The organism is Thiopseudomonas acetoxidans (assembly GCF_030362935.1).
Lineage (GTDB): Bacteria > Pseudomonadota > Gammaproteobacteria > Pseudomonadales > Pseudomonadaceae > Thiopseudomonas > Thiopseudomonas acetoxidans.
On record NZ_JAUCDY010000003.1, the window covers coordinates 166,284 to 186,427 of the forward strand.

General features: G+C 47.4%; 22 protein-coding genes. 12 read left to right on the forward strand and 10 right to left on the reverse strand.

Going from position 1 to position 20,144, the window contains the following annotated elements; translation table 11 throughout:
- The first annotated feature begins 297 nt into the window (after positions 1-297).
- The 5 genes from QEZ41_RS04010 to QEZ41_RS04030 all read left to right on the forward strand — a co-directional run bounded on the left by QEZ41_RS04010 (position 298) and on the right by QEZ41_RS04030 (position 5,081).
- On the forward strand, positions 298-2,859 hold the full coding sequence (locus QEZ41_RS04010; RefSeq protein ID WP_289410094.1) for a hemagglutinin repeat-containing protein: 2,562 nt from the start codon (positions 298-300) through the stop codon (positions 2,857-2,859).
- The gene (locus QEZ41_RS04015; protein WP_289410095.1) at positions 2,859-3,215 is read left to right on the forward strand and encodes a hypothetical protein; all 357 of its coding nucleotides are present in this window, start codon (positions 2,859-2,861) and stop codon (positions 3,213-3,215) included. Before QEZ41_RS04010 ends, QEZ41_RS04015 begins: the two co-directional genes overlap by 1 nt.
- Before the next feature lie 58 nt (positions 3,216-3,273).
- A complete protein-coding gene (locus QEZ41_RS04020; RefSeq protein WP_289410096.1) occupies positions 3,274-3,552 on the forward strand; it encodes a hypothetical protein in 279 nt (92 codons plus the stop codon).
- Between the two features lie 379 nt (positions 3,553-3,931).
- Positions 3,932-4,135, forward strand: coding sequence for a hypothetical protein (locus tag QEZ41_RS04025; RefSeq protein WP_289410097.1), 204 nt, complete (start codon positions 3,932-3,934; stop codon positions 4,133-4,135).
- 85 nt (positions 4,136-4,220) lie between these two features.
- Positions 4,221-5,081: an IS110 family RNA-guided transposase gene (locus QEZ41_RS04030; RefSeq protein WP_289410098.1), complete on the forward strand. Its 861-nt coding sequence runs from the start codon at positions 4,221-4,223 to the stop codon at positions 5,079-5,081.
- A 322-nt stretch (positions 5,082-5,403) separates the two neighbouring features.
- Here QEZ41_RS04030 and QEZ41_RS04035 read toward each other — a convergent pair whose 3' ends face one another.
- Both QEZ41_RS04035 and QEZ41_RS04040 read right to left on the reverse strand, forming a co-directional pair.
- Positions 5,404-6,468 (reverse strand): LPS O-antigen chain length determinant protein WzzB, encoded by a 1,065-nt coding sequence (locus QEZ41_RS04035; RefSeq protein WP_289410099.1) that lies wholly within the window; start codon positions 6,466-6,468, stop codon positions 5,404-5,406.
- 231 nt (positions 6,469-6,699) lie between these two features.
- The gene (locus tag QEZ41_RS04040) at positions 6,700-6,879 is read right to left on the reverse strand and encodes a hypothetical protein (RefSeq protein WP_289410100.1); all 180 of its coding nucleotides are present in this window, start codon (positions 6,877-6,879) and stop codon (positions 6,700-6,702) included.
- Between the two features lie 289 nt (positions 6,880-7,168).
- Between QEZ41_RS04040 and gorA the strand changes: the two genes are divergently transcribed.
- Entirely contained in the window at positions 7,169-8,524 is a 1,356-nt protein-coding gene (gene gorA / locus QEZ41_RS04045) for a glutathione-disulfide reductase (protein ID WP_289410101.1), read from the forward strand.
- A 43-nt stretch (positions 8,525-8,567) separates the two neighbouring features.
- Here the strand turns inward: gorA and QEZ41_RS04050 are convergent, their stop codons facing one another.
- The 5 genes from QEZ41_RS04050 to QEZ41_RS04070 form a co-directional block, all read right to left on the reverse strand.
- Positions 8,568-9,086 (reverse strand): copper chaperone PCu(A)C, encoded by a 519-nt coding sequence (locus tag QEZ41_RS04050; protein ID WP_289410102.1) that lies wholly within the window; start codon positions 9,084-9,086, stop codon positions 8,568-8,570.
- Between the two features lie 198 nt (positions 9,087-9,284).
- Positions 9,285-10,046, reverse strand: a complete 762-nt coding sequence (scpB, locus tag QEZ41_RS04055; RefSeq protein WP_289410103.1) for an SMC-Scp complex subunit ScpB — start codon at positions 10,044-10,046, stop codon at positions 9,285-9,287.
- Positions 10,043-10,852, reverse strand: coding sequence for a segregation and condensation protein A (locus tag QEZ41_RS04060; protein ID WP_289410104.1), 810 nt, complete (start codon positions 10,850-10,852; stop codon positions 10,043-10,045). The genes scpB and QEZ41_RS04060 overlap by 4 nt, the downstream gene beginning before the upstream one ends.
- Before the next feature lie 6 nt (positions 10,853-10,858).
- A complete protein-coding gene (locus QEZ41_RS04065; RefSeq protein WP_289410105.1) occupies positions 10,859-11,482 on the reverse strand; it encodes an L-threonylcarbamoyladenylate synthase in 624 nt (207 codons plus the stop codon).
- Between the two features lie 4 nt (positions 11,483-11,486).
- Positions 11,487-12,359, reverse strand: a complete 873-nt coding sequence (locus QEZ41_RS04070; RefSeq protein WP_289410106.1) for a PHP domain-containing protein — start codon at positions 12,357-12,359, stop codon at positions 11,487-11,489.
- A 61-nt stretch (positions 12,360-12,420) separates the two neighbouring features.
- Here QEZ41_RS04070 and QEZ41_RS04075 point away from each other — a divergent pair, with 61 nt between their 5' ends.
- From QEZ41_RS04075 to QEZ41_RS04095, 5 genes are all read left to right on the forward strand, one after another.
- Positions 12,421-13,014, forward strand: coding sequence for a septation protein A (locus QEZ41_RS04075; RefSeq protein ID WP_289410107.1), 594 nt, complete (start codon positions 12,421-12,423; stop codon positions 13,012-13,014).
- A 2-nt stretch (positions 13,015-13,016) separates the two neighbouring features.
- Positions 13,017-13,319, forward strand: a complete 303-nt coding sequence (locus QEZ41_RS04080) for a YciI family protein (protein ID WP_289410108.1) — start codon at positions 13,017-13,019, stop codon at positions 13,317-13,319.
- Positions 13,320-13,323: 4 nt separating this feature from the next.
- Entirely contained in the window at positions 13,324-14,055 is a 732-nt protein-coding gene (locus QEZ41_RS04085) for a response regulator transcription factor (protein ID WP_289410109.1), read from the forward strand.
- 128 nt (positions 14,056-14,183) lie between these two features.
- A complete protein-coding gene (locus tag QEZ41_RS04090) occupies positions 14,184-14,651 on the forward strand; it encodes a hypothetical protein (protein ID WP_289410110.1) in 468 nt (155 codons plus the stop codon).
- Between the two features lie 67 nt (positions 14,652-14,718).
- Positions 14,719-16,035 carry a sensor histidine kinase gene (locus tag QEZ41_RS04095; protein WP_289410111.1) on the forward strand — a complete coding sequence of 439 codons (1,317 nt, stop codon included), beginning with the start codon at positions 14,719-14,721 and terminating at the stop codon, positions 16,033-16,035.
- Here the strand turns inward: QEZ41_RS04095 and QEZ41_RS04100 are convergent.
- The gene (locus tag QEZ41_RS04100; protein WP_289410112.1) at positions 16,028-16,588 is read right to left on the reverse strand and encodes an NAD(P)H nitroreductase; all 561 of its coding nucleotides are present in this window, start codon (positions 16,586-16,588) and stop codon (positions 16,028-16,030) included. The two genes, QEZ41_RS04095 and QEZ41_RS04100, sit on opposite strands and share 8 nt — an antisense overlap.
- 146 nt (positions 16,589-16,734) lie before the next feature.
- Here QEZ41_RS04100 and QEZ41_RS04105 point away from each other — a divergent pair, with 146 nt between their 5' ends.
- Positions 16,735-18,126 (forward strand): adenylate/guanylate cyclase domain-containing protein, encoded by a 1,392-nt coding sequence (locus QEZ41_RS04105; RefSeq protein WP_289410113.1) that lies wholly within the window; start codon positions 16,735-16,737, stop codon positions 18,124-18,126.
- Here the strand turns inward: QEZ41_RS04105 and QEZ41_RS04110 are convergent.
- Both QEZ41_RS04110 and rpsA read right to left on the reverse strand, forming a co-directional pair.
- Complete coding sequence (locus QEZ41_RS04110) at positions 18,119-18,355, reverse strand: glutaredoxin family protein (protein ID WP_289410114.1); 237 nt, start codon at positions 18,353-18,355, stop codon at positions 18,119-18,121. The two genes, QEZ41_RS04105 and QEZ41_RS04110, sit on opposite strands and share 8 nt — an antisense overlap.
- Before the next feature lie 91 nt (positions 18,356-18,446).
- Positions 18,447-20,126: a 30S ribosomal protein S1 gene (gene rpsA / locus QEZ41_RS04115; RefSeq protein WP_289410115.1), complete on the reverse strand. Its 1,680-nt coding sequence runs from the start codon at positions 20,124-20,126 to the stop codon at positions 18,447-18,449.
- Positions 20,127-20,144 lie beyond the last annotated feature (18 nt).

The window sequence follows — 20,144 nt, forward strand, 5'->3', positions numbered from 1 at the left end:
TGTTTGCGGTTTTGGCTGGTTGCTCGTATCCAATAATTCTTGTCGGGCCTAGACCTTCCGAACCCGGTCCCCCACGAATAAAGTCCTGGATAAAGCCAGACACCAGTGCCGAGCAAAGGGTGCAGGATTCCAAAGAGTGTGGCGGTACACCACTTGGTTCCAGTTTTAATGATGAACAGATAGAAACTGAACGACAGTCAGGTGAGCTTATCCTGGCTCCATTGTCTAGGCTACATCATAAATGGGAGAGATGTATGTTGGGCAAGGGCTATCAGTATATTGGGCAATGCTACTTAGATGATTCTGTCTCACGTAATAGGCCAGCCTGTGGTGCACCTTAGATGCTCAACATCATCCAGCCGCAAGAAAACCGGCGAGGTCGGTAGCTGGTGGCAACCGGCCACAGGTCAGGTGAAACAAACAGTCAAAACACAAGGCGAAACGCTTCAGCAAAGCGGTAGTCAGCTGGCTTCATTGACCGGAAATATCAGTCTGCAAGCGGGTGAAACTTACCAACAAACCGCCAGTAATGTGCTGGCCCTTGAGGGTGATATCCATATTCAGGGCAAGCAGGTGAATATTGAGGCTGGCTATGATCAGCTCAGTCACTCAGAAACACGCAGCGCCAATCGCACTGCAGTCGGTGGCACCGTCAGTATTCCGGTAGTGAATGCCATTCAGGGCATGCAGCAGGTCAACAAAGCACGTGAACGCACTGATGACCCGCGTATGCAAGCACTGGCCGCAGCCACATTGGCCATGCAGGGCAAAGCCGCCTATGACAGCGCTCAGGCATTGTATAACGGCAATGTCGGCGGGATTAAAATCAGCCTTAACCTGAGCAATAACAACAGCAAAAGCCACAGCCCACAGCAGGGGCAAAATGTATCCGCAAGCAGCGTGATAGCTGGAGGTGATATTCACGTTCAGGCCACCGGCGCACAGGATAGCGATCTGAATATCATTGGTAGTCGCCTGTCCGCCGAGCAGGACATCAAGCTGGCTGCTGAACGTCACATTCTCCTGCGTGCGGCAGAAAATACCGCCACACAAAGCAGTAAAGAAAGTGGCGGAGGCTGGAGTGTGGGCGTCGGGTTTGGCTTGGGTGGTTCGCAAAACGGCTTCACGCTGGAACTGGCGGCCAACCAGTTCCGTGGCACGTCAGATGGCAACGATAGTCTGTGGAGTAACACCCAAGTTGAAGCGGGTCGGGAGGTGCATCTGGAATCCGGTGCCGATACCCGCTTGCAGGGCGCAGTGGTCACGGGTGAACAGGTCACCGCAGAGGTTGGCGGCAATTTGTTGCTGGAAAGTTTACAGGATCGCAGCACCTACCAGTCCAAACACAGCAGCTCCAGTGCGGGTGTCAGCCTGTGCATTCCACCGTTTTGTGCCGGTACCAGCACCGCCAGTGCCAGCCAAAGTAGCAGCAAAGCCCGGGGTGATTACGCCAGCGTCAACCAGCAAACCGGTATTCAGGCAGGCGACGGCGGTTTTCAGCTCAAGGTCAACGGTCGTACCGACCTGACCGGTGCCGTGATTGCCAGCAGTGAGCAGGCGGTACAGGACGGGCTTAACCGACTGGAAACCGGAACTTTGGTGGTGCGGGATATTGAGAATTACAGCAAGCACAAAGCCAGTTCATCCGGACTGGTGGCCAGTGTTGGCTTTGGTATTGGTCAAGAAAATAAGGCAGCCGCCACAACGGATCAGGACAACAGCTATAGGCCTGACCTGACGGGCTCGGCAGTCAGCAAGATTTCGGGGAGCGATAGCGGTGTAACCCGCTCTGGCATCAGTCAGGCTGAAATCGTCATTACGGATTGGCAAGCGCAACAGGAATTGACAGGCCAGACGGCCACTGCTTTGCTGGACAAACTCAATGATGCAGTACGTTCCGGTGATGGCTCGGGTGGCATTGATAAAAATTGGGACGGCAAACAACTTGAGCGGGTGGTACAGGCTAATGCGGAGATTATGACGGCCTTTAGCCAACAGGCCAGCCATGCGGTCAATGCCTATGTTCATAGCAAGCGGGAAGAACTGCTGGAACAGAAGCGAAATGAAGGTGACCCGAATGTGCAGGAGAGTATTCAGGGACAGATCAATGCACTCAACACTCAGGAACGGGTAATGAAAACAGTGATTGGCGCTTTGACAGGTCAACTGGATACCACCGTTGCTCATGCGGTATTGCAAGAAGCGGCGGATCAGATGCGTCAGTACAGCATCGAAAGCTCCAGTCGTTTTGCTGGGGTAATTGTTGGCGAAGATGAAAATGGCAACCCTTTGATTTTGAGCAACATCTCTGGTGACAGCGCCGGTGTGCGTGGTGATGGCATCAAGCTGGGCGGTGTGCGGGTGGATCTGGATCTGATTTGCGGTGCTAATAATCAGCGCTGTGCGACACTCAAGGATGAAAATGACCAAGATATTTTGGACAGTCGCGGTATTCCTGTGCTGGAACTGGAAAACGGCATGGTTAGCTATGACGTAAAAAAAGCAAAAATGCCTTTTGATGATTTCTTATTAACCAAAGACGGCAAGAAAATGAGCGGCCTGACCGGAGGCGTACAGGGGCTTGAAGGGACCATGGCAGGCAAACCCTATGCGCCAAACAGCTTTTGGGATTATATGGTGGAAAGCTTTGCGGGTACCCACGATACCATTGGTGGTGACATTACTGGGTTGTATGACGAACAAGGGAATACCACTCGAAGGCTCAGTGATGCACAAAATACGGGATATAACATCTGGAGTGTTATTGCGATTGCTCCATCTGCTCCTTTTGCGTTATCAGAAGCACTTCCATCTGAAGCTTGGCAGGTTTTGGAGCTTTTGCTGAAGGGGCAACAATAATGAAGGTTGTAATATTTGCTCTTTGTCTAATCGTGAGTTTGAGCGGCTGCGTGGTCGGATTTGGCGTGGCTTCTGAACCCGGCCCTCCAGAAATAGAATACTGGATAAAGCCAGACACCAGTGCTGAACAAAGGGTGCAGGATTCCAAAGAGTGTGGTGGCTCGCCACTGGGTGCAAACTTTAGTCGCAAACAGCTAGAAGCCGAGGGGCAACCCGGTGAGCATATTTTTCTGGGTCCACTGTCCAGACTGCATGATAAATGGGAAAGATGTATGTTGAGCAAAGGCTATCGATACACTGGGCAGTGTTTGGATAATTCTGTTTCACGTAGTAGCCCAGCTTGCGGTGCGCCCTAGATGAACAAAGTAAAAATAAGCGGTCTGACGCGGAGGCGTACAGGGGCTGGAAGGCACCATGGCTGGCAAACTCTATGCGCCAAACAGCTTTTGGGATTACATGGTGGAAAGCTTTGCGGGTACTCACGATACCATTGGTGGTGACATTACCGGGCTGTATGACGAACAAGGGAACACCACAAGAGGACGATCTGAAAAAATTAAGTTGATATATGAAGCTTGGAGTGCCATAGCTATTTTACCATCCGCTCCATCCGCTCCATTCGCTTTGTCAGAAGCTCTGCCCTCAGAGGCATGGCAAGTACTGAATATTTTGATAAAAGGTGATGTTAATTGAAGTCCAAGATATTGATTTTTTTCATACCATTTGTTTTTTCTGGTTGTGGTATCGGTGGTTATTGGATGAACGGGAATCCGTTTGTATCTGAACCAGGCCCCCCAGCAATAGAATACTGGATAAAGCCAGACACCAGTGCTGAGCAAAGGGTGCAGGATTCCAAAGAGTGTGGTGGCTCAACACTTGGTGCAAACTTCAGTGATAAACAGATGGAGGCTGAGCGGCAATCTGGTGAGAGAGGATATTTTGCTCCCCTTGCTAGGCTGCATGACAAGTGGGAGAGATGTATGTTGAGAAAAGGCTATCAGTATACTGGACAGTGTTTAGACAATTCTGTTTCACGTAGTAGTCCAGCCTGTGGTGCGCCCTAGATGAAAAAATGAGAGTGAGCGACTTGACCGAGGGCGTTCAAGAGCTTGAAAGCATCGTGGCAGGCAAACCCTATGCGCCAAACAGCTTTTGGGATTACATGGTGGAAAGCTTTGCCGGTACTCACGACACTATCGGTGGTGGAATTACTGGATTGTATGACGAGCAGGGAAATACCACTCGTGGACTTAGTGTACATCTCTCCCATTTATGATGCAGCCTGGCAAGAGGAGCAGAATATCCTTTTTCACCAGGTTCTCGCTCAGTTTCTATTTGTTGCTCATTAAAACTTGAACCCAGTGAATACATGGCTAAAAGCACAGACAAAGGCTGAGCCTGATGAGATTACCGTGTTGATGGAGGCAACCGGTATCTACCATGAAAATCTTGCTTATTATCTTTTTGAGCACGGTTATCAGGTCTGTGTTGTTAACCCGGCCCGAACCAAAGAATTTGCATCCAGTCTGGGCAATACTCACAAGACAGATGCCAAAGACAGCCAGATATTAGCTCTCTATTGCCACAGAATTCATCCTGAACTTTGGCAGCCGGAACGCCCGGAAATTCGTGAGCTAAAAGCACTTCTGGCACGTTTAGAGGCATTGGAGACAGACTTAAACCGCGAGACTAATCGCTTGGAGAAGGCCGAGTTTAACTGTTCGTCAGAGCGTGTCATTGAGTCATTAAACCTGATGATCGAACAGCTAAAAGCGGAGAAAAAGCGGCTTGAAGATGATATAGACAACCACATTGGCCGCTACCCACAGTTGAGAAAAGATCGTCAGTTAATGGAAAGCATCCCGGGCGTAGTGCCGATAATCTCTCGCTTAATGCTCAGCATTTTGCACAGTCGTTCATTCAGAACAGCGGGGCAAGTTGCTGCATTTTTAGGGTTAGTACCCCGAATACAGCAGTCTGGGCAATGGAAAGGCCGTAGCCGTCTAAGTAAACAAGGGCCCGCTAATGTCAGAGCAAAGCTGTATATGGCCGCAGTTGTTTGTTTGAAATATAACCCGGATATCCAGGCGCAATGCCAGCGCCTTATGGAAAACGGCAAAAGCAAAATGCAGGCTTTAGGAGCCGGAATGCGTAAGTTGGTACAGATTTGTTTTGGCGTTGTAAAACATCAAAGCGAATACCGCCCGCAAGTGGTTAGCTAACCCTTTACGGACGGTTCGGAGAGATGGTATCTACAGGAGCAGCTAAGCCCGGCAGGGTTCTCATCGCGCATAAGATGCGCTCCCTCAATCCCACAATCCCACAATCCCTCAATCCCACAGTAAAGCAAAGCGCTTTGCACGCAGCCGATTGCTTGGCACAGCTCTTGTAGGAGCTTACATTTTCCAAGTTCCCCGACATTTTTTGCAGCTGGCCAGATTTTTCTACACCCTTAAATGCTAAGAGCCTAAATACCAAGTGCCCATAGCCTTCTTATCCTGTTGTCTGTCGCCCATAAATAAAATAGGCAACCTCGCCATCACTCTATAAAGCGTTTTTGCGCTTGCGGATCGCGCTACGAATTAGCGCTGCAAACACACCTAACATGCCACCTAGCACAATGCCGATGGCGACGATTAGCTTTTTGTTAGGCTTGATTGGAGTGGCAGGTACTTCGGCTGCTTCATCAATGGTTACCACGGAAACATTTGTGTCATCCAGTTTATAAGCGCGCAACAGTTCTAACTGTGTATTGAGCTCACGAAAACCAGCAATAAACGGCTCATCACTGGTGCGTTTTTGCAGCACATCCAACTGGGCACGTAAGGTTTTTGCGCCACGAGTGTAGATCAAATCATTATCGATGTAGCGGTTACCGCCCAACGAGGCTTTGTTTTCTAAGCCGATAGACTCAGCGATATAGAGAGCTTCTTTCAGTAAGTTGACTTGATCTTCACGTTCTCTTTTTGCTATAGCAAGAAGTGAATTGGTTTTAACAGTCAAAGCATCAATATGCACCCTTTGCTCTGCTTCAATATTATTTTCTATTTCGAGCTTAGCCGCGGTAATCGCACGTGCAATATATTGCTTAACCCAGTCAGCTGCTTCAGTAGGGTTGTCTAACTCTGCGCTAACCAAGTACAAGTTTGGGTTAGTTTTAGCATCCCCCTGCTTAACACTAAGTATTCTATTAAAGGTTTTAAGTAAGCTTTCACGGCTATTTTTTTGTTGCTCAGCGCTGAGTGATGGCAAATACACTTCTTCAAAAAAAGCATTACGCAACTGTGAAGAGTTAAGGTTTGTTTTGAAAATGCTATAAACTTCATTTGCAGTCAGCTCTTTCACCCCAGTATTACGAAAAGCTTCCATGCGTCCCTCGTTATAACCTTGAATCGCATAAGCCGGCGGAGGTACTAATGTCGCTTGCGTCTGATAAATTGGTGTTGCTGCAAGCGCATAGAACAGCGCCAGCCCAGTGACCACGGCGGTGATAATAACGATAAGAATTTTTTCTTGCCAGATCGACTGAAACAGCTCAAAAAGATCAATTTCATCTGCATCTGGAGCAGTATTATTAGGCATGTGCGGCACGGGGATATTTGAACTCACATCGGCTCCTTGTTTGTTTTTCTGCATTTCTGGACGTGCTGGCCTCGCCCAAACGGATACGTCCTTGATCACCAAAATGTGAACGGGTCGTATATTAAGCGCTAGCAATATATTTTGCTAGTTTAAGGATGGCTTCATGTCGAGCTACAGTCATTTGTGGTGCATGAGGAAAAAAGAAAGTGGCGTATCCTGTTGGGCGTAACCATAGCGAAACACTGTGGAAAACTGCTGCTAAACTGCAATCACACCCGTAAAAAACAAAATTGCTGCGACGCAGAACATCGCGACAAAGCCCACGGGGATGCCCATCAGGTGCCTTAAGATAGGCCCCATGCTAGCTAAGGTGTGGGCGGTGTAAGCCCAGCCGCCAATAAACGCTAAAACGATTAAAAGCACTGCAATAATGGTCAATGTAATACTCCTTTGTATGTTTGCCATTGTCGTCTGTTTGGGGCTGCAAGTGCATGGTTGAGCCAGTTTAGCCCACACTATAACCGTGCACTTTTTCATCTTATAAGCAAATAGCTTTAGCGGACTTGATAGTTATCTGTTTTTAAAAACAAAGCTTGGCTAACAACCGTTACGTTACGTCATTAAACCTTAATAAACGGAACTTATACACTTACAGGTGAATCGCTACGAGAGCGACGTTTTTGTTATACTTTTCATTAAACTTAAGCAAAAATTTCTGGAGTAGGGCATGAGCTACGATTTTGATCTATTTGTCATCGGGGCAGGTTCTGGTGGGGTGCGGGCATCGCGATTTGCAGCGGGCTTTGGTGCCAAAGTAGCCGTAGCAGAAAGCCGCTATCTTGGCGGTACCTGTGTCAATGTGGGTTGCGTGCCAAAAAAACTCATGTCCTATGCGGCCCAATACTCAGATGAGTTTGCGCTCAGTGAAAGCTTTGGTTGGGACGCGCAGGTGAATGGTTTTAACTGGCAGACGCTGATTACGCACAAGAATAGAGAAATAGGGCGTCTAAATGATATCTACGGCAATCTGCTCAAAAACAGTGGCGTGACGTTGCTGGAAGGTCACGCGAAAATTGTTGATGCACATACGGTTGAGGTGAATGGCGAGCAGCATAGCGCAGCATATATTTTATTAGCTACCGGCGGCTGGCCGCAAGTGCCTGATATCCCTGGCAAAGAGTATATTACCGACTCCAACCAAGTGTTTTACTTGCCAGAACAGCCTAAGCGCGTATTGGTCGTGGGCGGCGGTTATATTGCACTGGAGTTTGCTTCAATTTTTAATGGTTTGGGCAGCCAAGCTTATTTATCCTACCGCGGCGATTTATTTATGCGCGGCTTTGATCTGGATATTCGTGAGCATGTGCGTGACATTATGCAAGAAAAGGGCGTTGAGCTGATGTTCAACACCCAAGTTGAGCGTATTGAAAAAGGTCAAAACAGCGTACTCACTGCTTTTTTCCAAGATGGCAGCACTTTGGAAGTGGATTGCATTTTCTACGCAACAGGCCGTCGTCCTATGCTGGATGATTTAGGGTTAGAAAATGTCAATGTGCAGTTAGATAAAGCCGGTTTGGTGGTGGTTAACGAGCATTATGAAACCAGCGAGCCGAGTGTTTTGGCCGTTGGCGATCTGATCGAAGGACCACAATTAACCCCTGTTGCGCTGGCTGAAGGAATGGCCGTGGCGCGTCGTTTATTTAAACCTGAAGAGTACCGTCCGGTTGATTACCGTGATATTCCAACGGCGGTGTTTACCTTGCCTAATATAGCCACCGTGGGTTTATCGGAAGAGCAAGCCACTGCTGAAGGCTACAAAATAAGCGTATTTACCAGCAAATTCCGCCCAATGAAACTGAGCTTTTCACAGCAAACAGAACGTATTTTTATGAAGCTGATTGTTGATAAGTCAACCGACAAAGTTTTAGGTTGCCATATGGTTGGCCCAGATGCAGGTGAGTTGATTCAAGGTTTGGCAGTAGCGATTAAGGCGGGAGCTACTAAAGCTGTGTTTGATCAAACAATAGGGATTCACCCAACTGCGGCGGAAGAGTTTGTCACCATGCGCACCCCAACACGTTAGTTGGGGCCGCATAGCGCATTATTAGTGCTAGCTAGTAGGTATCTTAGTGGTGCAGATGCTCAGCGCCAGTGCCGGCGTTCATGCCTTTCACTTGCACCTCAAGCTCCACGCTTCCAGCTTGCTCAAAATCAAGGCGAATAGGGAAGTGTTCGCCTTCTTTTAACGGCTGTTTTAAGCCAATGAGCATCACGTGATAGCTGCCGGGCTTAAGCTCTAAAGTACCGTTGGCGGGCACATCAATAAACTCGACCTCAACCATTTTCATCAAGCCGTCTTGGTGAATGTGGTTGTGCAGCTCTGTTTTTTCCGCTACGGGTGAATAGGCGCTCATTAAACGATCGGCACGACCTTGATTATAAATGTTGACGAACGTTGCGCCTGTATGAGCCGTGGGCGGCAATGCCCGCGACCAGGGTTGTTCAATACCTATGCTTGCAACTGTAGCAACATACTGACCTTTGATAGCTTCCGCTGCATGTACCGTGGACTCCGCAGCGTACGTGAACGGACTAAAACCAATGATGACTGCTAGTAAACTGTTTTTAAAAAATGTACTACGCATATGTGTTTCCTTTGTAAGTTGAGTATTAGGGCAGCGAGAGAATACCAAAACGCTGCTGGAGCAAGGATGCGGTGTATTGCAGCAGCCGTTCTATTGAGCTAACAGCCATTGTTGAGTCAGATAGGGCTTATCTACAAAGGCTGTTCTGAGCTCAATATGCTTTATAGCTAATTTAACATAATATTTATTATAGCTCATTTATGCATTATCTGAATCAGAACCCTGTGGCTCTAGCAAATCGTCAAAGTCTGTTTTAAGGTTGGTTTCCATCGACTCAAGCTCTGCCAACAAGCTACTAAAACTCAACTCACGCAGTGGCGTGCTTTCACTATCGTCATGCTGTGTTGATTCACTGTCCTCAGCGCTCACGCTTTTATCCACTGTCTCAAGTAAATTTTCTTGTAGCTTGTCAAACGCTGTGCTCAGATCACGAACTTCTTTTAGTGGCGGCAGCTGGTCTAAACTGGATAAATTAAAATAATCTAAGAAGGCTTTAGTAGTTGCCAACATAGCCGGCTTGCCGGGAACATCTTTATAACCAACCACTTTAATCCAGTCTCGTTCTTGCAGCGTTTTTATTATCTGACTGCCCACAGCCACACCACGCACATCTTCAATTTCGCCACGCGTGACTGGTTGCTTATAAGCAATCAAGGCCAAGGTTTCCAGCAAGGCTCTTGAATAACGTTGCGGGCGTTCTTCCCAGAGCCGGCCTATATAGTGGGCAAACTCTTGACGGATTTGGATGCGATAACCACTGGCAAGCTCTTTCAGCTCCAGTGCGCTGCCTTGCAAATTGTCTGCTAACTTTCGTAAACCTTGCTGAATAGTTGCTGCATTTAGCTGTTCTGCAGCAAATAGCTCTACCAGCAAGCTCATATTGAGCGGTTTGCCATGAGCCAGTAATACGGCTTGTAAGATAGTGGCGAGCTGGTCAGAGTGCTTTGCTACTGTGGTCATGAGTTACAGGCTCTTAGATAGATTTGTGCATAAGGCTGATTTTGCACTATTTCAATCAAGGCTTCACGCACCAGTTCCAAAATCGCCATAAAAGTAACCACCACACCTAAACGCCCTTCTTCGAGAGTAAATAACTGACTAAAGGGTACAAATTCATCGGCGGCTAAACGCTCTAAAATCAAACTCATACGCTCACGAGTCGACAGCGTTTCGCGGCTAATTTGATGACTTTCATACAGGTCGCTACGATGCAACACCTCAGCGAAGGCGCGTAACAGCTCGTCCAAATTTACTTCGGGCAGGCTATGCGAATTCTTTTGCTTTTCTATCTGTAACAGGGGAAGAAATACGTCGCGCCCTACTCTAGGCAGCTCATCAAGTTTTTCAGCCGCTTCTTTGAAGCGTTCGTACTCTTGTAAGCGGCGGACTAATTCAGCTCTTGGGTCTTCTTCATCTTCATCAGCCATACTCTGCTTTGGCAGCAGCATACGTGATTTTATTTCTGCTAACATGGCTGCCATCACGAGGTATTCTGCCGCCAGCTCTAAGCGCGCATCCTTCATGATTTCAACATAGCGCATGTATTGCTGGGTAATTGCTGCGACTGGAATATCAAGGATATCGACGTTTTGTTTGCGAATTAGGTACAGCAGCAAATCCAGCGGACCTTCAAAGGCTTCTAAAATTATTTCCAATGCATCAGGTGGAATATACAGATCCTGTGGCAGCTGATTTAAAGCTTGGCCATAGACCAGAGCCAGCGGAAGCTGCTCAGGATGCTGCGCTAATTCACTTGATGTTTGCATGCTAACCTATTGATTAATAAACGCACTTACGTCGCCAGAACCAACCCGCAACACTTCAGGCTCTTCATCAACCAAGCTGATAACCGACGAGGCTTCATGGGTACCGTAACCGCCATCAATAATCAGATCGACTTGGTTCTCCAGCAAGTCACGAATCTCATAAGGGTCGCTCAAAGGCTCGGTTGCACCGGGCATAATCAAGCTCACGCTCATCAATGGCTCACCCAGTTCTTCCAACAACGCTAAGGCGATTGGATTGCTGGGTACACGCAAGCCAATGGTGCGCCGCTTAGGGTGCATTAGCATGCGCGGTACTTCACGGGTGGCGTTTAAGATAAAGGTGTAAGGACCAGGCGTGTGCGCTTTTAACAAGCGAAAAGCTGTCGTATTGACCTTGGCATACAGCCCCAGCTCCGATAGATCGCGGCATAACAATGTAAAGTTGTGCTTGTCATCTAAGCGACGTAACAAGCGAATACGGTCTAGGGCAGGCTTGTCCCCTACTCTACAGCCGACGGCGTAAGACGAGTCCGTTGGATAAATAATGACGCCACCCTGTTTAATAATATCAACGACTTGGCGAACCAAGCGGTTTTGCGGGTTTTCCGCATGGATTTGAAAAAACTTCATTTCGTTAAACTCCTGTAGCCAGCTGCAAATCAGCTGGTAAGGCAAATTTATGCCATAAATACTCTAAATCTGTAGCTGGTGTTCGATACAGACCGACCTCAGAAAATTGATGCGGCGCATGAAAGTCACTGCCGGCACTGACGGATAAGGAAAACTCTCGAGCCAATATGGATAGTGCACCTACATGCTCTGCTGGTTGCAGGCCATTACTGACCTCTAAGGCATGGCCGCCGAGTTCAACAAAGTCGCTGATTAAGCGCCGTCTTTTGCTACGGGTAAAATCATACTGATACGGGTGCGCCAGACTTATCCAAGCCTGCGCCTCAGTCAAAGCGTGCATGACTTGCTCTAATGTTGGCCAGTGTTGCTTGATATCACCTATTTTCCCTGTGCCGAGCCATTTTTTAAAAGCCTCGCTGTGGCTTTTCACATAACCAGCCTGCACCATAAACTCAGCAAAATGAGGCCTAGCTGGGGGCGTTTGTACTTCACCCAACTGCTTTTGAACCTCCTTGGCTCCAGCCAGCGTATCCGCAAAGCCGGCTTTACTTAAACGCTGTGCTATTTCTTCTGAGCGTAACAAACGCGCATCATATAACTCATCAATAAGCTCGGTTAACACTTTGTTTTCCATAGAGAAATCAAAGCCTAAAACATGGATCGTTGCTCCGCCCCATAAACAGGACAGTTCAACCCCATTAACCAGGTGCATTCCTAGCTCTTGCGCCGCTGTGCGTGCCTGTTCAATGCCTGCAAGGGTGTCGTGGTCGGTTAACGCCAACAGCTTTACGCCTTGGCTATGAGCACGCTTTACCAGCTCAGCAGGCGATAAAACCCCGTCTGATGCTGTGCTATGACTGTGTAAATCAACTTTCATAAGGACTACTTTTACCAAACTTTGCTATTATGCGTGCTCTATTATAGAGGTTGCCTGCACTGTGAAACAATTTATTGATTTTATTCCGTTATTATTATTTTTTATCGTCTTTAAAACTGAACCCAGAGACATCGAGCTGCTTGGTCAAAGCTGGGTGCTGGGCGGTATTTTTAGTGCTACCGCTGTACTTATTATTAGTTCTGTGGTGGTTTACGGTACGTTATTTATCGTGCATAAACGCCTAGAAAAAACTCAATGGCTCACTCTACTTGGCTGTTTGTTTTTTGGTGGCTTAACTCTAGCCTTTCACAGCGAAACCTTTTTGAAATGGAAAGCCCCAGTGGTCAACTGGCTGTTTGCGTTAGGCTTTGCTGCCAGTCACTTTATTGGTAAGCAGCCGCTGATTCGACGCATGATGGGGCACGCCGTTGAACTGCCTGACTCTGTTTGGACTAAGCTTAATATCGCATGGGTAGCATTCTTTTTGGTGTTAGGCGGCACGAATTTATTTGTCGCTTTTACCTTCCATGAAATCTGGGTCGACTTTAAAGTATTTGGCAGCCTTGGCATGACCCTTGTGTTTTTAATTGCCCAGGGCGTTTTTATCGCGCGTCACATCAAACCCGCACCTGAAGATAACACAAAGGAGATATAAAAGTGCTGTATGCCATTATTGCGACTGATGTAGAGAACAGTTTAGAAAAACGTATGGCCGCGCGCCCTGCCCATCTTGAGCGTTTGCGTGAATTACAAAATCAAGGCCGTTTAGTTTTAGCCGGCCCAACTCCGCATATTGATAGCGAAGACCCAGGTACTGCCGGTTTTTCAGGCAGCTTAGTGGTTGCTGAGTTTGCTTCCTTAGCGCAAGCACAAGCATGGGCTAACACCGATCCCTATGTAAGTGCTGGCGTGTACGCACAGGTGCAAGTAAAACCTTTTAAACAAGTATTTCCCCAGTAAAAATATGCAAACAAGCCGGATTTTATTGGTTGATGACGACCAGGAGCTGTGTGCATTGTTGAAGGATTGGCTAAGTCAGGATGGCTTTGATATTACTGCCATGCATGATACAACCAGCGCGCGCAGCTATCTGCACACTCAAGAATTGCCCGATGCTGTGATACTCGATGTCATGTTACCCGACGGCAATGGCTTGGAGTTCTTGCGTACCCTGCGCACGCAACATAAAGGCTTGCCGGTGCTAATGCTCTCAGCGCGCGGCGAGCCAACCGACCGCATTCTAGGCCTTGAGTTGGGCGCCGATGATTACCTTGCCAAGCCCTGCGACCCAAGAGAGCTCACGGCGCGACTTAGGGCTGTGTTGCGCCGCAGTCAAAGCGCGGCGCTCTCTACTGTAGAAGAAGCCACAACGCCACTTATTGCATTCGATGATTTAGAATATAACCCTGCCACCGGTGTATTGCTGGTGAATAACGATGAAGTCAGTTTGACTGTCTCTGAGGGTAAGGTGCTAGAAATATTATTACAAAATCCTGGCGTGCCTATCGATAAACATAAGCTCACAGAGCTCGCGCTTGGACGCAAGCTGACCTTGTATGACCGCAGCATAGATATGCATATCAGTAATCTAAGAGGCAAAATAGGCACGCATCCCAACGGTGAGCCGCGTATCTTGTCTATCCGTGGGCGTGGCTATTATTATGCGCCTCATAAACCCTTAGAAAGCTCTGAATAATTTCCTGCGTTGTTAGGGTGTCGTTATTTTCTTTACCCACACTTTACAATCTGCTGACCGCGCTTTACATAGAGCAAGGCATACTAACTCCATGCCGGACACACCGGACATTACCAAGGAGAAATCAGATGCGTATTCAATTAACAGCCCTTGCCTTAGCCGCCTTACTACCCTTCAGTGCCCTGCAAGCAGCAGAAACTGCTAAACAGCCGGACGCTAAAGCGCAGCAGCAGGAATTAAGACAAAACTACTCTGGCCCACGTCTCAACCAAGAACAGCGCGACAAGATGCAAGAAATGCGTCAAGCGCACCGCCAAGAGCAACAAAAGCTTTATCAGCAAACATGGGAAAAGATCCCTAAAAAAGACCGTGATGCATACGACAAAAAGCGCGAACAAATGCTGGAAAAAAACCGCTCACAGATGCGCGCAATCTTAACTCCAGAACAACAAAAAGCGTTTGACCAAATGCGTGAGCAAAAGCTGGAACGACAAAAACAAAATATCGGTAGAGTTGGACAAGGCAAAGCCGGTAAAAACCGACAAAAAAACCAATACAAGATGCACAGACAGTATCGTGACTGTGATATGTATTAAACCAGTAACCACCCACCACGCTGCTGCTTAAGCACTAGGCAGCAGCGTTTTTATTTCAGGGGTTAGCATGCGATCGTTATTTTGGCGGGTTTTAGGTGCTTTTTGGTTAGCGCTTATCTTAACGGGCACACTAACCTTTCTATTGACGCGCTTCTTTAATCAAGATGCTTGGATACTGTCCCACCACCCTGCTTTTTCCCAACTGACTGAGCAATGGCTGCAGCTGTATGAGCAAGGCGAGTTATCCCAAGCCCAGCAAGCCTTGCATAAATTACGACAAGAACACCGTATTTACACCCAGGTCTTTGATGAAGACGGCCAGCTTGTTTCGACCAGCAGCAGAATGCGTAATGCGCCAATCAATATAAACAACCCGTCAAACAATACACATTCAAGCTGGCGCAGACTGGCGCAAGAAATTAGCACGCCACAAGGAAATACCTTCTTATTTATTCACCGCATTCCGCGCTCTGAACTGGCTAAATGGCAATACGGACATGGTTTTGGTCCATTGCTGCTGGTGCTTGTCGCGGTGGTTGTTTTAACACTAATTAGTCTGTTATTAACCTTCTCCATTACTCGCCCCCTTACGCGCTTACGCCATGCTGTGCGTGAGCTGGGAGAATCGGCTTATCAACAAAAACATTTGGCCGAACTGGCCCAGCGCAAAGACGAGTTTGGTGTGTTGGCTGCTGACTTCAACAAAATGGGGCAACGCCTGCAAAACATGCTCAACAGTCAACGCCAGTTGCTACGGGATGTCTCTCACGAATTACGCTCCCCTTTAGCGCGTTTGCAGGTTGGTTTAGCCTTAACTGAGCGTGCACCGGCGCAAAAACAACAGGAATTCTGGCCAAAGCTTGCCTTGGAGTGCGAGCGTCTTGATACCCTCATTAATGAGATGCTGGTATTAGCGCGCATGGAGCAAGAAACTCCTAAACCAGAAAGCTTTGAATTGTGCGCGTTATTGCATGAGCTACAAGATGATTGCGCATTTTTTACGCCTGAGCAGCAGATACAACTTAACTGCCCTAGCCCCGTAAACTTAAACCTGGCAAAAAGCCTTTTGCAGCGCGTCCTAGATAATCTGTTGCGTAATGCGGTACGTTTTAGCCCAGCGGATAAACCGGTTGAAATACAGGTCGTGCTACATAGCAATAAGCTGGTTATCACAATTAGAGACCACGGTCCCGGCGTGAATGACAGCTTGTTAAGCCAGCTCACGCAGCCCTTTGTACGGGAAAAAAACCAGCAAACCACAGGCTATGGTTTGGGCTTAACTATTACCGAACGTGCTGTGCACCAATTAGGTGGTCAACTTAGCCTAGCCAATCACAGGCATGGCGGTTTTATCGCTACCATTGAATTGCCCTATTTTAGTTAGGCCAGCTGCTAACAAACTCCGCTGGCTCTAACTGCGCTCCTATTTTACAGTCGCTGGAAGGCGTGCCTACATACATATAGCCGATAATTTGCTCATTTTCTTGCAGTCCAAGCTGCTGGGTAACGTGTTTATTATCTGTCATTTCACCAGAGCGCCAAAACGCACCTAGGCCTTGCGCTTGCGCCGCCAGCAACAAACCATGAGCTGCACAACCTGCCGCGATAATCTGCTCATACTCAGGCACTTTAGGGTGCTCTTGTTTGCAGGCGATAATAACAATGATCATCGGCGCTCTTAATGGCATTGCACGTGCCCGCTTGATCTGCTCGGCACTGGCTTGTGGGTTTTGGTGTATTAATGCCTTTGCATACAACTCACCCAATGCTTCACGCCCCTGCCCCTCTATGGTCAAAAAACGCCACGGTCGAACCTGACCATGATCAGGTGCTCTTAAAGCAACACGATACATAATATCTAGCTGCTCAGCATTCGGAGCGGGCGCCTCTAAGCGCGACATTGAAGTGCGTGTAAGCAATAAATCTAATGCGTCCATAAGTGTTCCTAATGCTGCTTGTAAGAAGAGTATACTAATACATTCGGCAATTTTTAGCGGCGGAGAAAATAGTGTTTCGATTAAGTCTAGCTAGAAAAAATAGCCATGTTATTATTGTGGTCGTGTAAAACAGGGATCTCCATATAATGAAGCAAGATGCAACTTCAAACACGTATTATGAAACCACTAACCTTCTGCTATCTGAATATTACTCGCGCACTTTAGCTTATTTACTGATTGCGGCTACTGTAGCGACAGGATGCTATCTAAAGCACTTCAATAATAACACTCTCATTTGGTTGATTCCTTTTGCTTTGCTGTACCCTCACTTTGTTAAGTTGCTGATAGAGCACTTCAAAGATCCTGCAGGAGCCGCCCAACAACAAAGCTTTAGATTTATCGATGCTGCCTTGATGGGTGGCTTTACTGCCCTCGTCGGCTTCTCCTTGATCCCCTCTTTATTAGCGGCATTGATAGTTGTCTTTTCTGCACTGATTCATGGTGGGATAAAAGCATTACTGGCCGGCTGCTTGGCGTTTATTTCAACGGCGTTGGCGCTATGGTTTTTCTTGCAACCGCCACTTATGTTGCAAACACCCTTGCTTATATCCACAGCCGCTTTTGCAGCCGCTGCTCTTTATTTTTGCTATATGGCGTATTACGTGTATTTTCAGGGAATGCTTCTATCAAAAGCCAAGGAACAGGTTAAACGTGAACAGGCTAAAGCTGTACATCTGGCCCACAGCTTGGCTAAATATTTATCTCCACAGGTGTGGGAATCTATTTTCTCTGGCAAACGTGGTGTAAAGCTAGAAGCACAGCGTAAAAAGTTAACGGTGTTTTTTTCCGACATCAAGGGTTTTACCGAGCTGTCTGAAGAGCTTGAAGCGGAAGCGTTAACCGATGTGTTAAATACTTACTTGAATGAAATGTCTAAGATCGCACTTAAGTATGGCGGCACTATCGATAAGTTTATCGGTGACAGCGTGATGATTTTCTTTGGTGACCCCAGCACGCATGGCGCTAAAAAAGATGCCCTGGCTGCGGTTTCCATGGCCATTGAAATGCGTAAGCATATGAAGGTACTACGCCAGCATTGGCGCACGCAAGGCATTGATAAACCTCTGGAAATACGCATGGGTATCAACACAGGTTATTGCACAGTCGGTAACTTTGGTGCAGAAACGCGTATGGATTACACCATTATTGGACGTGAAGTAAACTTAGCGAGCAGACTTGAAAGTGCCGCTGACGCCAACGAAATTCTTATCTCAACCGAAACCTACTCGCTGGTTAAAGACGTGGTTATGGGACGCGACAAAGGTCAGATACAAGTAAAAGGCTTTACCCGTCCGATACAGATTTTCCAAGTTGTTGACTACCGCCGAGATCTGGGCGAGACACGCAGTTTTGTCGAGCACGAGCTGTCAGGCTTTTCCATGTACATGGATACCAACAACATTCAAAGCTACGACAAAGAGCGCATTATTGAAGCTTTAAATCAGGCCGCTGAACATTTACGCGACAAAATCATTTAAGGAATGCATACGCCTGTTCAGTAGTAAAAGGCCAGTATAATTCAGCCTGCGTATCTAGGCGCATAACCACAGGAATATGTATCCCGTAGCGTTCCACCCACTCTTCCTTCTCAATGATATCTACCCATTCTATTTGCAAGGGCAGTACGCTCAATAGCGGTGCCAAAATAGCCTCTGCTTCATCACAGAGATGGCAACCTAGTGTGCTGAAAAGAATGCAGTGCAACATGGATTGGCTCCGAGACTGTTATTTTTTACATATTTTAGCCGTAAAAAAAGGGAGGATAAATCCTCCCTTTTTTGTGCAGTGAAACTAGAACTTAGTTCTGGTTTTCCATCTGCTGACGAATCAACTCACCAATGGTAGTTGGTCCAGCTGCTTCAGTTTCTTGCTTACGCAACTCTTTCATTGCATCTTTTTCATCTTCAACGTCTTTAGACTTGATGGACAAGTTAATGACGCGAGACTTGCGGTCGATGTTGATGATTTTAGCTTCAACTTCGTCGCCTTCTTTCAGTACGTTACGCGCATCTTCAACACGGTCGCGGCTGATTTCTGATGCTTTCAATACAGCTTCTACTTCATCGGCTAGGACAACAATAGCGCCCTTGGCATCAACTTCTTTAACAGTACCGCGAACGATAGTGCCTTTTTCGTTGAGTGATGCATAGCTGGAGAAAGGATCGTCTTCTAGCTGCTTAACGCCAAGAGAAATACGCTCACGCTCTGGATCTACGGAAAGAATAACGGTTTCTAGCTCATCACCTTTCTTGTAGTTGCGTACGGCTTCTTCGCCTGCTTCGTGCCAGCTGATGTCTGACAAGTGAACCAAACCATCAATACCGCCGTCTAGGCCGATAAAGATACCGAAGTCAGTAATGGACTTAATGGTACCTGAGATTTTGTCGCCCTTGTTGAACTGGCTAGAGAAGTCTTCCCATGGGTTAACTTTACACTGCTTGATACCCAAAGAAATACGACGACGCTCTTCATCGATGTCCAGAACCTGAACTTCAACTTCATCGCCCAACTGAACCACTTTGGAAGGATGAATGTTTTTGTTGGTCCAATCCATTTCAGAAACGTGTACCAGACCTTCAACACCTTCTTCCAGCTCAGCAAAGCAGCCGTAGTCTGTGAGGTTGGTAACGCGAGCCATGGTACGAGTACCCTCTGGGTAACGACCTTTGATTGCAATCCATGGATCTTCACCCAATTGCTTCAGGCCTAGAGATACGCGGTTACGCTCACGGTCAAACTTAAGCACCTTAACGTCAATTTCATCGCCAACGTTAACGATTTCGCTTGGGTGCTTAATACGCTTCCAAGACATGTCGGTAATGTGCAGCAAGCCATCTACGCCGCCCAAGTCAACAAACGCACCGTAGTCAGTGAGGTTCTTAACAATACCTTTAATTTGCTGACCTTCTTGCAGATTTTCTAGCAGCGCATCACGCTCAGCACTGTTTTCTGCTTCAAGAACGCTACGACGTGATACAACAACGTTGTTGCGCTTTTGGTCTAGCTTGATAACTTTAAATTCTAGCTCTTTACCTTCGAGGTGAGCAGTGTCACGTACTGGACGTACATCTACCAGTGAGCCCGGCAAGAAGGCACGGATACCGTTGACATCAACAGTGAAACCACCTTTAACCTTACCGTTAATAATACCGGTAACCACTTCCTCAGCATTGAAAGAGGCTTCGAGAACCAGCCATGACTCTGCGTTTTTGGCTTTTCTGCGGGATAACTTGGTCTCACCGAAACCGTCTTCAACCGCATCCAGTGCTACGCGAACCACGTCACCCACTTTAATGGTTAGTTCACCTTGCTCGTTGTAGAATTCTTCAACGGGGATAACGCCCTCTGACTTCAAGCCAGCGTCAACAGCAACCCAGTCGCCGTCGATGCTTACGATCATACCTTCAATGATCGAGCCTGGTTGCATATCAAGAGTTTTTTGGCTTTCTTCAAAAAGTTCTGCAAAGCTTTCGCTCATGTTTAATCCTGCTATTGA